The organism is Micromonospora sp. NPDC048040 (assembly GCF_055587185.1).
This window is the reverse complement of the sequence record NZ_JBVJGT010000032.1, coordinates 25,555-40,848: the sequence shown is the minus strand read 5'-3', so window position 1 is coordinate 40,848 and position 15,294 is coordinate 25,555. Positions and strand designations below refer to the sequence as shown.

General features: G+C 74.5%; 5 protein-coding genes. All 5 read left to right on the top strand.

The features are described from left to right. The first annotated feature begins 3 nt into the window (after positions 1-3). From ACZ6O2_RS24850 to ACZ6O2_RS24830, 5 genes are read left to right on the top strand one after another with little or no spacing between them, the layout of a single operon-like run. On the top strand, positions 4-5,472 hold the full coding sequence (locus tag ACZ6O2_RS24850) for a type I polyketide synthase (protein ID WP_466024483.1): 5,469 nt from the start codon (positions 4-6) through the stop codon (positions 5,470-5,472). Between the two features lie 32 nt (positions 5,473-5,504). After that, complete coding sequence (locus tag ACZ6O2_RS24845; protein WP_357462136.1) at positions 5,505-6,458, top strand: TauD/TfdA family dioxygenase; 954 nt, start codon at positions 5,505-5,507, stop codon at positions 6,456-6,458. Further along, positions 6,458-6,646, top strand: coding sequence for an MbtH family protein (locus tag ACZ6O2_RS24840; RefSeq protein WP_357462137.1), 189 nt, complete (start codon positions 6,458-6,460; stop codon positions 6,644-6,646). The genes ACZ6O2_RS24845 and ACZ6O2_RS24840 overlap by 1 nt, the downstream gene beginning before the upstream one ends. Continuing rightward, positions 6,643-9,762: a non-ribosomal peptide synthetase gene (locus tag ACZ6O2_RS24835; RefSeq protein WP_466024482.1), complete on the top strand. Its 3,120-nt coding sequence runs from the start codon at positions 6,643-6,645 to the stop codon at positions 9,760-9,762. The genes ACZ6O2_RS24840 and ACZ6O2_RS24835 overlap by 4 nt, the downstream gene beginning before the upstream one ends. Further along, on the top strand, positions 9,762-15,269 hold the full coding sequence (locus ACZ6O2_RS24830) for a non-ribosomal peptide synthetase/MFS transporter (RefSeq protein WP_466024481.1): 5,508 nt from the start codon (positions 9,762-9,764) through the stop codon (positions 15,267-15,269). The genes ACZ6O2_RS24835 and ACZ6O2_RS24830 overlap by 1 nt, the downstream gene beginning before the upstream one ends. Positions 15,270-15,294: the final 25 nt, after the last annotated feature.

Below are 15,294 nucleotides of genomic sequence, written 5' to 3'. Positions count from 1 at the left end.
CTGATGAGCAACCCGACCGCAACCGAGCTGCCCGAGGGCGACGGCATCGAGCCGATCGCCATCATCGGGCTGGCCGCCCGCCTGCCCGGCGCGGCCGACGTGAACGAGTTCTGGCGCAACCTGGTCGACGGGGTCGAGTCGGTCACCGAACTGACCCGGGAGGAGCAGCTCGCCCGCGGCGCCACCGTGGACGAGGTCGACGACCCGGGCTGGGTCAACCGTGCCCCGCTCGTGGACGGGTACGACGAGTTCGACGCCGGGCTGTTCGGGATGACCGCCCGCGAGGCGGAGATCACCGACCCGCAGCACCGGCTGTTCCTGGAGTCCTGCTACACCGCGCTCCAGGATGCCGGCTACGACCCGACCCGCTACGACGGCGCGGTCGGCGTGTACGCCGGCACCGGCGGCAACACCTACCTGCACCGCTACGTGCTGCGCAACAAGCGGGTCGGCGGCAACCCGCACGGCACCGTCTCGCTGGCCACCGGCAACTCCCCGAACTACGTGGCCACCAACGTGTCGTACCGGCTGGACCTGCGCGGGCCGAGCCTGACCGTGCACACCGCCTGCTCCACGTCGCTGGTCGCGTTCCACCTGGCCTGCGAGGCGCTGCGCAACGGCGAGTGCGACATGGCCCTCGCCGGCGGCGTCAACATCGAGCTGCCGCACGTCGGCTACCTCGGCATGGACGGCTTCACCTCGCCCGACGGCCGGTGCCGCCCGTTCGACGCGGCCGCGAACGGCACCGTCTGGGGCAGCGGCGCGGGCGTGACCCTGCTCAAGCGGCTCTCCGACGCGATCGCCGACGGCGACGCGATCCGCGCCGTGGTGCTCGGCAACGCGATCAACAACGACGGCGCCGGCAAGGTCGGCTTCACCGCGCCGAGCGTCGACGGGCAGATGGAGGCGGTAGCCCAGGCCGTCGCGATGGCCGACGTCGACCCGCGCACCATCAGCTACGTCGAGGCGCACGGCACCGGCACCGCGATGGGCGACCCGATCGAGATCGCCGCCCTCTCGGCCGTCTACACGAAGGACACCGACGAGCGGGGCTGGTGCGGCATCGGCTCGGTGAAGTCCAACATCGGCCACCTCAGCCAGCCCTCCGGCATCGTCAGCGTGATCAAGACGGTGCTCGCGATGGAGCACGGGCTGATCCCGCCGACCATCAACTACGAGACGCCGAACCCGGCGATCGAGTTCGCCGACACCCCGTTCTACGTGGCGAACACGCTGACCAAGTGGGACACCGACGGCACGCCCCGCCGGGCCGGGGTCAGCTCGTTCGGCATCGGCGGCACCAACGCGCACGTGGTCCTGGAGGAGGCGCCGGCGGCGTACCGGGAGCGGCGGGTCCGCCCGGCGCAGCTGCTGCACGTCTCGGCGAAGACCGCCGGCGCGCTGGACGCGGCCGTGCAGCGGCTCGCCGCGCACCTGGAGTCCGCCACCGACCGCGGGCCGGAGCACCTCGCGGACGTCGCGCACACCCTGCGCGTCGGCCGCCAGCAGTACCCGCACCGCGCCGCTGTGGTCGCCACCGACCTGCCCGACGCGGTCGCCGCGCTGCGCACCAAGCGCCGCCGGCAGGCCGGCGTGGTCGAGGGCCCGGCGCCCCGGCCGGCCTTCCTCTTCTCCGGCCAGGGCTCCCAGTACGCCGGGATGGGCGCGCAGCTCTACGCCGAGGAGCCGGGCTTCGCGGCCGTCGTGGACGAGTGCGCCGAGCTGCTCCGCCCCGAGCTGGGCCTGGACATCCGCGACCTGATCCTCGGCCGCGACCCCGAGGCGGGGGAGAAGCTCACCGAGACCCGCTACACCCAGCCCGCCCTGTTCGTCGTCGAGTACGCCCTGGCCGTGCTCTGGCAGTCGGCCGGGGTGCGGCCGGCGGCGATGATCGGCCACTCCATCGGCGAGTACGTCGCCGCGACGGTGGCCGGGGTGCTGAGCCTGCCCGACGCGCTGCGGGTGGTGGCCGCCCGGGGCCGGCTGATGCAGTCCGTCGCGCCGGGGGCGATGCTCGCCGTGCCGCTGGACGAGTCGGTGGTCGCCGAGCGGCTGCCCGAGGGGCTGGCCATCGCCACCGTCAACGGCCCGGGCACCTGCGTGGTGGCGGGCCCGAGCGAGGCGGTCGCCGCGTTCGCCGAGACGATCGACGCCAAGACCAAGGCGCTGCGCACCTCGCACGCCTTCCACTCGCCGATGATGGAACCGATCCTCGCCGAGTTCACCGCCCTGATGGCCACGGTCACGCTGCGGCCGCCGGCGATCCCGTTCCTGTCCAACGTGACCGGCACCTGGATCACCGAGCAGCAGGCCACCGACCCGGCGTACTGGGCGGCGCACCTGCGCCAGCCGGTCCGCTTCGGCGCGTGCGTGGCGACCCTGCTCGCCGAGGGCACCTGGTCGCTGGTGGAGTGCGGCCCGGGCCGCCAGTTGGCGAACCTGGCCCGGATGCAGGTGGCCAAGGCGTCCGAGGCGCAGCGCAAGCTCGTCCCGCTGGGCAGCCTGCCGGGTCCGGGCGAGCCCACCGGCGACCTGGCCACCCTGCTCGGCACGGCGGCGGCGCTGTGGTGCGCCGGCACGCCGGTGCGGCTGGGCTCCGACCCGGACGCGCGGCGGGTGCCGCTGCCGACGTACCCGTTCGAGCGGCGCCGCTACTGGGTCGACCCGGACCCGGTGCAGGCGGGCGCCGCCGCGCCGGCCGAGACCGGGCCCCGGCCGCTGCCCGAGTGGTTCGCGGTGCCGGTCTGGCGGCAGGCGGCTCCCGAGCCGCGGACCGCGCCGCTGGGCCGCTGCCTGGTCCTCGCCGACGGCCCGCGCGGCGACGCGCTGGTGGCGGCGCTGCGGGCGGCGGGGGAGCAGCCGGTGACCGTACGCCCCGGCGAGGGCTTCGCCGCCGACGGCGACGGCTGGCGGCTGCGCCCCGGCGTCCGGGACGACTACGACGCGCTGGTCGCGGCCCTCGCCGCGGACGGCGTGCCGACCCGGCTGGTGCACGCGTTCGCCCTCGACGGCGAGCCGACCGGCGCCGACATCGCCGCCACCTGGGCCGCCCAGGACCGGGGCTTCTTCAGCGCGCTGCACCTGGTGCAGGCCCTGGCGGGCGCCGGCCTGACCGCCGAGGAGGGGGCGTTCACCCTGGACCTGGTCACCGCCGGCATCGGCGACGTGACGGGCGCGGACCTGACCCGGCCGGAGCACGCCACCCTGGCCGGCCTGGCCCGGGTGCTCCCGGCCGAGGTGCCCGGCCTGACCGTCCGGCTGGTCGACGCCGGCCCGGCCGACGCGGGGGAGCGCGCCCTCGCGGCCGAGCTGCGCCGCCCGGTCGACGCGCAGCGGCCCGAGGTGGCGCTGCGCGGCGGACGCCGCTGGGTGACCGGCTACGAGCAGGTCACCGTCGACGCCGAAAGCGAGCCGGGGGCGCTGCGCGAGGGCGGCCGGTACGTGATCACCGGCGGCCTCGGCGGCATCGGCATCACCCTCGCCGAGGACTTCGCCACCCGGGCCCGGGCGAAGCTGGTGCTGCTGGCCCGCTCCGGGCTGCCCGCCCGCGAGGAGTGGGACGACCACCTGGCCGTGCACGGCGGCGACCGCGCCGGCCGGGCCATCGCCGCGATCCGCCGGATGGAGGCCGCCGGCGCCGAGGTGCTGGTGCTCGCCGCCGACGTCACCGACCCCGACGACCTGGCCCGGGTGCGGGCCGAGGCCGAGCGGGCGTACGGCGGGATCGACGGCATCGTGCACGCGGCCGGCCTGCCCGGCGGCGGCATGGCCGAGATCAAGGATCGGGCCGAGGCGGAGCGGGTGCTCGCGCCGAAGCTCGCCGGCACCCTCGCGCTGGCGCGGGTCTTCGGCGACCTGCCGCTGGACTTCGTGGTGCTCTGCTCCTCGATCACCGCCGTGATCGGCGGCTTCGGCCAGGTCGACTACTGCGCGGCGAACAACTTCCTCGACGCGTACGCCCGGGCCGGCGCCGGCTTCCGCGCGCCCGTGGTGTCGCAGAACTGGGGCGGCTGGGCCGAGGTGGGCATGGCCGTGGAGACCAACTCCCCGGCGGGCTTCCGGGCCGCCGGGCGGGACACGGTCACCAGCCCGGTGGAGCACCCGGTGCTCACCACGAAGGTCACCGGCGCGGACGGGACGGTGCTGCACGGCCTCGTCTCCGCCACCAGCCACTGGCTGCTCGACGAGCACCGCATCGGCGGGGTGCCCGTGGTGCCCGGCACCGCCCACCTGGAGTCCGTCCGGGCGGCGGTGACGGCGGCGCTGCCGGCCCCGGCCGGGGACGCCGCCGTGGAGCTGCGCGACGTCGTGTTCCTGGAGCCGTTCTCGGTGCCCGACGGCACGGTCGCCCAGTACCGGGTGGAGTTGACGCCCACCGACGACGGCGTCGACTTCGCCGTGCGCAGCCTCGCCGCCGGACAGTCCCGCACCCACGTGCGCGGGGCGGCGGGCTGGACGGTCGAGCCGGCCCCGCCGGCGGTGCCGCCGGCCGTGGCGGGCCGTCGGGTCGACGACGACTCGTCGTTCGGCCGGGGCCGTACGAGCATGCTGACCTTCGGGCCGCGCTGGACGGCGCTGCGCGAGCACGTGCTGGGCGACCGCGAGGAGCTGGCCCGCGTCGAGGCCCCCGCCGAGGCGGTCGGGGACCTGCCGTCGTGGGGGCTGCACCCGGCGCTGCTGGACGTGGCGACCGCGTTCGGCCGCGGCCAGGGCTCGGGCACCTACCTGCCGCTGTCGTACGGGCGGATCGTGGTGCGCGGGTCGCTGCCGGCGCAGTTCCACAGCCACCTGCGGCACCGCGACAGCGCCACCGACGAGGTGGTCGCCGCCGACCTGTCGCTGCGCGACGCCGACGGCCGGGAACTCGTCGCCATCAGCGACTTCGTGCTGCGGCGCGTCGACCAGGGCGCGGTGACCGGCGGGCTCGCCGCCGCGCCCGAGGCGGACACCGCGGCGACCCCCGCCGGCCCGACCGAGGACATCCGGCCGGTGGACGGGGCGGAGGCGTTCCGGCGCAGCCTCACCGCCGGGCTGGGCGCCCAGGTCGTGATCACCACCCGGACGGTGGAGGACATCCGCCACCGCGCCGGCCGGGTGACCACGGAGAGCCTGGAGGGCGAGCCGGAAGCCAGCACCTCCGCGCCGGCCGGCACCGGGGGCGGCTCGGCCGCGCCGAGCACGGAGCTGGAGATCACCATCGCCCGGGTCTGGCAGGACGGGCTCGGGGTGGCCGACGTCGGCGTCGACGACGACTTCTTCGCCCTCGGCGGCAACTCGCTGGTCGCGGTGCAGCTGATCGCCGCGATGCGCAAGGCCACCGGAGTGCGGCTGCCGATGCGCAGCCTCTTCGAGACGCCCACCGTGGCCGGGCTCGCCGCCCGGATCGAGGAGCTGCGGGCCACCGCCGCCCCCACCGACGAGCCGGCCGCACCGGCCACCATCCCCGCCATCCCGCGGTTGCCCCGCGCGTGACGACGAGCGACAACAGGAGTAGTGAGGAAGCAATGAGCGACACGATCGCCACGCTGCCGGTGGTCGTCGAGAACGACGGCCGGGAGCTGACCGAGCTGATCGCCGCGCGCCGCGCGGAACTGCGCGCCAGCCTCGTGGAGCACGGCGGGCTGCTGTTCCGCGGGTTCGACGTCGGCGGCGTCGAGGGCTTCGACCGGGTGGTGCGGGCGCTGTCCGGCGAGCCGCTGGTCTACACCGAACGCTCGTCGCCCCGGCACGCCATCGCCGGCCGTGTCTACACCTCGACGGACTACCCCCCGGACGAGGAGATCTTCCTGCACAACGAGAACTCGTACCAGGCCCGCTGGCCGCTGACGCTGTTCTTCTACTGCATCACCCCGCCCGAGACGCAGGGCGCTACCCCGCTCGCGGACGTGCGCCGGGTGTACGAGGAGATCGACCCGGCGGTGCGCGAGGAGTTCGTCCGCCGCCGCTGGATGCTGGTGCGCAACTTCCACGGCGACTTCGGCACCCCGTGGCAGCACGTGTTCAACACCGACGACCGCGCCGAGGTCGAGGCGTACGCGGCGGCGAACCGGATCGAGCTGGAGTGGCTCGGCAAGGACGGGCTGCGCACCCGCGCGGTCCGCGACGTGGTGCACCACCGGCCCGGCTCGGACACCCCCCGCTGGTTCAACCACGCCACGTTCTTCCACCTGAGCACCCTCCCCAAGGACTACCAGGAGGGGCTGCTGGCCATGTTCGGCCCCGAGGGGCTGCCGTCGAACACCTACTACGGCGACGGCGGCGAGATTCCCGCCGACGTGATGGACCACCTGCGGGCCGCGTACCGGGCGGCCAGCGTCCGCTTCGACTACCAGCGTGACGACGTGCTGGTGGTCGACAACATGACCGCCGCGCACGGGCGGGAGCCGTTCACCGGCCCCCGCAAGATCGCCGTCGCGATGGCCGAACCGCACACCCCCGAGAGCGCTGGAGAGAAGTGATGGCCGAAACCCGATTCCTGGTCGTTCGCAACGACGAGGAGCAGTACTCGATCTGGTCGGCCGACCGCGACCTCCCGGCGGGCTGGCACGAGGCCGGCTTCGCCGGCAGCCGCGAGGAGTGCCTCGCGCACATCGACACCGTCTGGACGGACATGCGCCCGCGTTCCGTGCGGGAGGCCGGCGCATGAGTACCCCGAAGGAGTGGACCTTCCCGGCCTCCTACGCCCAGGAGCGGGTGTGGATGGCCAACCAGCTCGACACCGGCTCGCCGGTCTACAACGTCTCCAACCCGTGGCGGTTCCCCGCCGGGATCACCCCGGAGCAGGCCAACGAGGTGCTGGGCCGGGTCGTCGCCCGGCACGAGTCCCTCCGCACCCACCTGCGGATGGACGACGGCAGCCTCACCCAGGTGGTCCGCGCCGCCGAGCCGGTCGCGCTGCCGGTCGACGACCTGCGCGGCCTCGCCGGGCCGGAGCGCGACGAGAAGGTCGCGGCGCTGCTGAGCGGGCTGGCCCGCACGCCGATCCCGCTGGACGCGCCGCCGCTGTGGCGGGCCCGGCTGGTCCGGCTCGCCGACGACGAGGTCGCGCTGCTGTTCGTGGTGCACCACGCGGTCTTCGACAGCCACTCGGCGGTGCTGTTCACCAACGAGCTGGCCGCGTTCAGCCGGGCCGCGCTGACCGGCGCGCCCGCCGACGTGCCCGAGCTGCCCATCCAGTACGCCGACTTCGCGGTCTGGCAGCGCGACCAGCTCACCGGCGCGGAACTGGACCGGCAGCTCGCCTTCTGGCGGAACCACCTGGCCGGCGCGCCGCCGGTGACCGCCCTGCCGCTGGACCGGCCGCGCCCCGCGCAGCTCGGTTTCGCCGGCGACGAGGTGCACTTCGACCTGCCCGACGGCCTGCTCGACCGGGTCGGGAAGCTCGCGGCCGGCGCCGCCGCCACCCCGTACATGGTGCTGCTCGCCGCGTTCACCGCGCTGCTGTCCCGGATCTCCGGTGACGACGACGTGGTGGTGGGCGTCTCCACCGCCGGCCGGGACACCGCCGAGGTGACCCCGCTGATCGGCATGTTCGTCAACCCGGTGGCGCTGCGCTGCGAGCTGACTGGCGACCCCACGTTCGCGGAGCTGCTCGGCCGGGTGCGCGGCGGGCTGGTCGACGCGATGGAGCACGGCTCGACCCCGTTCCAGAAGATCGTCGAGACCGTCGCCCCGCAGCGGGACCCGTCGGTGCAGCCGATCTTCCAGACCGCGCTGAACTTCATCCCGGACTCCGGCCTCGACCCGGTGAAGCTGGGCACCACCAAGGACGACCTCGCGTTCGACATCACCACCGGCGCCAGCCGGCTGGTCTACCGCACCGCGCTGTTCGACCGGGCCACCGCCGAGGCGGTGGTCGCCCGGTACGTCCGGCTGCTCACCGCGGCCGTCGCCGACCCCACCCGGCGGATCTCCGCCCTGCCGCTGCTCGACGACGCCGAGCGGGAGCTGGCGCTGTCCGGCTGGAACGACACCGCCCGCGAGGTGCCGCCGACCACCCTGGTCGCCGAGTTCGAGCGGCAGGCGGCGGCCACCCCGACCGCCACCGCCCTGGTCCGCGACGGCGTCTCGCTGACGTACGCCGAGCTGAACGCCGCCGCGAACCGCCTGGCGCGCACCCTGGTGGCGCGGGGCGCCGGACCGGAGGCCCGGGTCGCGCTGGCCCTGCCCCGCTCCGTGGAGCTGGTGGTGGCGATCCTCGCGGTGCTCAAGTCCGGCGCCGCGTACGTGCCGGTGGACACCGGCTACCCGGCCGGGCGGATCGCCTACCTGCTGGCCGACTCCGAGCCGGCGCTGGTGCTCGCCACGCCCGAGACCGCCGGACTGGTGCCCGCCGGCGCGCTGGTGCTCGACGGCCCGGTCGACGGCGACGACGCCGACCTGACCGACGCCGACCGCCTCGCCCCGCTGCGCCCCGGGCACCCGGCGTACGTGCTCTACACCTCCGGCTCCACCGGCCGGCCGAAGGGCGTGGTGGTGGAGCACCGCTCGGTCGCGGCCTACCTGGCCTGGGCCCGGGACACCTACCCGGGGCTGGCCGGCACGGCGCTGCTGCACTCGCCGGTGTCGTTCGACCTGACCGTCACCGGCCTGCTCGGCCCGCTCACCGCCGGCGGCACCGTCCGGCTCGCCGCCATCGACGAGGCCGCGGCCCGCGTCGGCGACCGGCCGGCGTTCCTCAAGGTCACGCCCAGCCACCTGCCGCTGCTCGACGCCGAGCTGTCGCCGACGGCCGACCTGGTCATCGGCGGCGAGGCGCTGACCGCGGAGCAGCTCGCCGACTGGCGGGCCGCCCACCCGGGCGTCGCCGTGATCAACGAGTACGGCCCGACCGAGGCGACCGTCGGCTGTGTGGCCGCCCGCGTCGCGCCGGGCGAGGAGTTGCCCGCCGGGGCGGTGTCGATCGGCCGGCCCACCTGGAACACCCGGATGTACCTGCTCGACGCCGCGCTGAACCCGGTCCCGCCGGGCGTGGCCGGCGAGCTGTACGTCGCCGGTGACCAGCTGGCCCGGGGCTACCTGCGCCGGCCCGGCCTCACCGCCGAGCGCTTCCTGCCCTGCCCGTACGGGCCGCCGGGGCAGCGGATGTACCGCACCGGCGACCTGGCCCGCTGGCGGGCCGACGGCACGCTGGACTACCTCGGCCGCCGCGACAACCAGGTCAAGATCCGTGGCATGCGGATCGAGCTGGGCGAGATCGAGTCGGCCCTGCTGGCCCGGCCGGACGTCCGCGAGGCGGCCGTGGTGGTGCGCACCGACTCCGGCGAGCCGACCCTGGTCGGTTACCTCGTCGGCGCGGCCGACGAGGCGGCGCTCGCGGCCGACCTGGCCCGGGAGCTGCCGGCGCACCTGGTGCCGGCGGCGTTCGTCCGCCTCGACGCGCTGCCGCTGACGCCGAACGGCAAGCTGGACGCCGCGGCGCTGCCCGCCCCGGCCACCGCCCCGGCCGCCGACGCGTTCGTCGCCCCGCGCACCGACGCCGAGGCGCTGGTCGCCGAGGTGTACGCCGACATCCTCCAGGTGGACAAGGTCGGCGCGCTGGACGACTTCTTCGCCCTGGGCGGCAACTCGCTGCGCGGCATGCGGGCGATGGCCCGGATCCGGGCCGAGGTGGACGTGGACCTGCCGATGCGGGCGCTGTTCAGCACCCCGGTGGTGGCCGACCTGGCCGCCCAGATCGAGCAGCGGATCGCCGCCGAACTCGACGAGCTCTCCGAAACCGAGGTCGCCGCGCTGCTCGCGGCGGAGAAGGACACTCCCTGATGACCGACCTGAAGGATCCGGCCCGGGACGCGGCCCGGCAGGCGCTCATCGCGCAGCGCCTGCGTAAACGGCAGGCCGCCGCGCCCACCGCCCGGATCACCCCGCGTCCACCGGACGCAGAGGTGCCGCTGTCGTACGCCCAGGAGCGGGTCTGGTTCATGGACCAGCTCGCTCCGGGCGAGGCGGCCTACCACATCGCGGTGCCGCTGCGGGTGCGCGGGCCGCTCGACGTCGCGGCGCTGCGCGCCGCGCTGGCCGGCCTGGCCGGGCGGCACGAGTCGCTGCGCACCCGGTTCCCGGCCGACGCCGACGGGCGGCCCACCGTGGTGGTCGCGGACTCCGTCGAGGTGCCGTTGACCATCGTGGACGCCCCCGACGAGGCCGCCGCGCAGGCGCTGGTGGACGCCGCCGCGGCCGAGCCGTTCGACCTGGCCGAGGGCCCGCTGCTGCGCGCCCTGCTGATCCGGCTGGCCGACGAGGACCACGTGCTGTTCCTCGGCAAGCACCACATCGTCGGCGACGGCTGGTCGGTCGACGTGCTGCTGCGCGACCTGATCACCCTCTACCGCGGCGGGGAGCTGCCCGCCATGCCGATCCAGTACGGCGACTTCGCCCACTGGGAGGCCCAGGAGCTGGACGGGCCGCAGGCCCGCGGACACCTCGACTACTGGAATCAGCGGCTGGCCGGCATCACCCCGCTGGAACTCCCGCTGGACCTGCCCCGCCCGGCCACCCAGACCTACGCCGGCGACTTCGTCGAGTTCCGGCTGGACCGGGCCGCCGCCGACGGGCTGAACGCGCTCACCCGCTCCTACGGCGGCACCCTGTTCATGACGCTGCTCGCGGCGTACCAGGTGCTGCTGGCCCGGCACGCCGGCCAGGACGACTTCGCCGTCGGGGCGTCCGTGGCCGGCCGCTCCGCGCCGGAGCTGGAGAACATCATCGGCATGTTCATCAACATGCTGCCGCTGCGGGCCGAGCTGGCCGGCGACCCGACCTTCGCCGAGCTGCTGGAGCGCACCCGGCGCAGCGTGCTGGACGGGCTGGAGCACGGCGAGGTGCCGTTCGCCAAGGTGGTGCACGAGCTGGGCCTGCCCCGCGACGTGAGCCGCTCCCCGGTGTTCCAGGCGATGTTCGTGCTCCAGAACTACGAGATCGGCCGGTTCAACGAGGTCTCCGACGCCACCGACGTCACCTTCGACTGGACGCCGATGGAGCTGCGGGCCACCCGGTTCGACTTCGAGTTCCACGCGGTGGAGATCCTCGACGGGCTCTACGGCAAGCTGGTCTTCAACACCGACCTGTTCACCCGCGACACGGTGGAGCGGATGGCGCAGCGGTTCAGCACCCTGCTGCGCGCGGTGGTGGCCGCCCCCGACACCCCGATCTCCGCGCTGGACCTGCTCCCCGCCGACGAGCGGGACCTGCTGGCGGGGTGGAACGACACCGCCGCCGACTTCCCGGCCGCGCAGACGCTGCACGGGCCGATCGAGGAGCGGGCCGCCCGAACCCCCGACGCGGTGGCCCTCACCTTCGAGGGCCGCAACGTCACGTACGCCGAGCTGAACGCCGCCGCCAACCGGGTCGCGCACCGGCTGCGCGCCGCCGGCGTGGGCCCGGAGACCCTGGTCGGGGTCTGCGCGGAGCGGTCCGTGGAGCTGGTCGCCGGGCTGCTCGGTGTGCTCAAGGCCGGCGGGGCCTACCTCCCGCTGGACCCGGAGTACCCGGCCGACCGGCTGGCCTTCATGGTCACCGACGCGGCCGCGCCGGTGGTGCTGGTCCAGGAGCACCTGCGCGACGTGCTGCCCGACACCGGCGCCACGGTCCTCGCCCTCGACGACGAGCGGGTGTGGGCCGACCAGCCGGCGGACGACCCGTCGCTGGTCGCCGGCCCCGGGCACCTGGCGTACGTCATCTACACCTCCGGCTCCACGGGACGCCCGAAGGGGGTGCCGAACACCCACCGGGGCATCGTCAACCGGCTCGACTGGATGCAGAAGACCTACGGGCTCGGCGCCGACGACGCGGTGCTGCAGAAGACCCCGGCCAGCTTCGACGTGTCGGTGTGGGAGTTCTTCTGGCCGCTGCGCGAGGGCGCCCGGCTGGTGCTCGCCAAGCCCGGCGGGCACAAGGACGCCGGCTACCTGCGCGACCTGCTGGTCGCCGAGCGGGTCACCACCGCGCACTTCGTGCCGTCGATGCTGACCGTCTTCCTCGCCGAGGACGGCGTCGAGGCGGCGACGGCGCTGCGCCGGGTGATCTGCTCGGGCGAGGAGCTGCCGCTGGCCTCGGCGGTCGACTTCACCGCCCGGCTGCCGTGGTGCGGGCTGCACAACCTGTACGGCCCGACCGAGGCGGCCATCGACGTCAGCTCCTGGCACTGCGACCCGGCACTGCTGGCCGGGCTGACCAGCGTGCCGATCGGCGGGCCGATCGCGAACCTGCGGCTGCACGTGCTCGACGAGCGCGGCGAGGAGTGCCCGGTCGGGGTGGCCGGCGAACTGCACATCGGCGGGGTCGGGCTGGCCCGCGGCTATCACCGTCGGCCGGCGCTGACCGCCGAGCGGTTCGTGCCGGACCCGTTCTCCGCGGAGCCCGGGGCGCGGCTGTACCGCACGGGCGACCTCGCCCGCTGGCGCACCGCCCCGGGCGGCACGGGCGGCGTCATCGAGTTCCTCGGCCGCATCGACCACCAGGTCAAGCTGCGCGGCCTGCGGATCGAACTGGGCGAGATCGAGAGCGCGCTGCGCGAGCAGCCGGGCGTGGCCGAGGCGGCGGTGATCGTCCGCGAGGACAGCCCCGGCGACAAGCGGCTGACCGCGTACGTGGTCGGCGGGGCGGAGCACGCCGCGCTGAAGTCGGCGTTGAAGGAGACGCTGCCCGAGTACATGGTGCCGAGCGCGTTCGTCACCCTCGACGCGCTGCCGCTGTCGCCGAACGGCAAGCTCGACCGCCGGGCGCTGCCCGCGCCGGTGGTCACCCGCGAGGCGTCCGTGGCGCTGGTGGAGCCGCGCGACGACACCGAGCGGCTGCTGGCCGGGATCTGGTCGGAGGTGCTCGGCGTCGACACGCTCGGCATCGACGACGACTTCTTCGACCTCGGCGGGCACTCGATGCTCGCCACCCAGGTCGTGGCGAAGATCCGCAAGGCGGAACACGGCGGCCGGCCGGTCGGCGTGATGGACCTGTTCCAGCAGCGGACCATCCGCGAGCTGGCGGCCTTCATGTCCGGCAGCGCCGAGGCCGACGGGCCGCGCCGGTTGCTCTACGAGCTGACCAAGCCGATCCCGGCGGCCAAGCGCGTGCTGTCGTACGTCTGCGTCCCCTACGGCGGCGGCAGCGCGATCGTCTACCAGCCGCTCGCCGACGCGCTGCCGGCCGGGCACGCGCTGTGGTCCCTCGCCATCCCCGGCCACGACGTGGGCCTCAGCGAGGACGGCCTGCCCTTCGACGAGCTGACCAGCCGGGTCGCCGAGGAGATCCTGGAACGCGTCGAGGGGCCGATCGTCCTGTACGGCCACTGCGGCGTCGGCAGCGCGATCGTCGCCGAGGTGGCCCGCAAGGTCGAGGCGGCCGGGCGAGACCTGGAGGCGCTCTACATCGGGGCGATGTTCCCGTTCGCCCGCCCGAAGGGCGCGTTCGCCACCCTGCGCAACCGGCTGGAGCAGCTGCGCAGCAACCGGCACTACGCGAGCTGGCTCAAGTCGATGGGCGTCGACACCGACGAGCTGGACCCGGAGCAGGCGGACCGGATCATCAGCAACATGCGGGCCGACTCCCGGGCCTCGGAGGAGTACTTCACCGGCCTGCTGGACCGGCAGGCGGCCAAGCTGCGCGTGCCGATCATCTCGGTGGTCGGCTCGGAGGACCCGGTCACCGACTACCACACCGAGCGGTACGCGGAGTGGCAGTTCCTCAGCGACACCCTCGGCCTGGTGGTGCTCGACCAGGCCGGGCACTTCTTCCTGAAGTACCGGGCCGAGGAACTGGCCGAGATCGTCACCCGGGTCCACCGAGCGGTCGTGGCCGGGGACGTCTCGGCCCTCACCCCGGCCGCCCGGGACGAGGACGCCGGCTGGGTGGTCGCCGACCACCAGCGTGTCGGCGTCGAGGACCGACCGGCGAAGGCGGTGGTCAAGCCGTCCATGGCCAGGTTCGTGGCGGTCACCGCAGGGCAGCTGGTCTCCACCACCGGGTCGGCGCTGACCGCGTTCGCCCTGCCGATCTGGCTGTTCACGCAGACCGGCTCGGTGGCCAACCTCGGGCTGCTCTGGGCGCTGGCCTTGATCTGCGGCGTGCTGATGCTGCCGATCGCCGGGGCGATCACCGACCGGGTCAGCCGCCGGAAGATCATGATGATCGCCAGCAGCAGCGCCGGCACGATCCAGCTGGTGCTGGCCGCGCTGCTCTGGACCGACAACCTCCAGCTGTGGAACATCTACCTGCTGGTGGCGTTGAGCCAGGTCGCCGGGTCGTTCCAACGCATCGCGTTCCAGTCGGCGGTGCCGCAGCTCGTGCCGAAGCGCTACCTCGGCCACGCGATGGGCATCACCCAGCTCACCAACGGCTTCGCCATGCTGCTGATGCCGGTCTTCGCGGCCGGCCTGCTGGCCGCCATCGAGCTCAAGGGCATCCTGCTCATCGACGTGGCGAGCTACGTGGTGGCGGTGCTGACCCTGGCCGTGGTCCGCTTCCCCGACCTGCTCGGGTGGCGGCCCAAGGAGCGGCTGCTGGTGGCCATCGCCAACGGCATGCGCTACTCGTGGCAGCACCGGGGCTTCCGGCTGATGCTCGGCTACTTCGCGCTGGGCAACATCTTCCTGGCGCCCGCCCTGGTGCTCACCACGCCGCTGGTGCTCTCCTTCGGCACCGCGACGCAGGTGGCCCAGGTGGCCCTCGCCGAGGCGCTCGGCGCGGTCGCCGGCGGCGTGCTCATGTCGCTCTGGGGCGGCCCCCGGCACCGGCGCATGATCGGCGTGCTGATCGGCAACCTCGGCACGGCCGTCGGCTGCATGCTGATCGGCCTGGACGCCTCGGTGGCGATGATCTGCGTCGGCGCGTTCTGGCTGGCGATGGCGATGACCACGGCGCAGTCGATCTACGCCACCATCGTCCAGGTGAAGGTGCCGCAGCGCTTCCACGGCCGGGTGTTCAGCCTCAACCAGACCATCTCCTGGTCGACCCTGCCGATCGGGTTCGCGCTGATCGCCCCCGGCGCGACCGCCCTGTTCGAGCCGATGCTCGCCCCGGGCGGGTCGCTCGCCGGGTCGGTGGGCGCGGTGATCGGCACCGGTCCGGGCCGCGGCATCGGCTTCGCGTACGTCTGCTTCGGCGTCGCGCTGGTGCTGATCACCCTCGGCGGCTTCGCGATCCGGCTGCTGCGCCGGTTCGACATCGAGGTGGAGGACTCGCTGCCCGACGACCTGATCGGCGCGCAGGAGCGGGAGAAGCGGCTCGCCGCCCGTGCCGCCGAGCGCGCGGAGGAGAAGGTGCCGGCAGGGGTGTGAGTGTTTCCTCGGGGGCCCGGTCGGC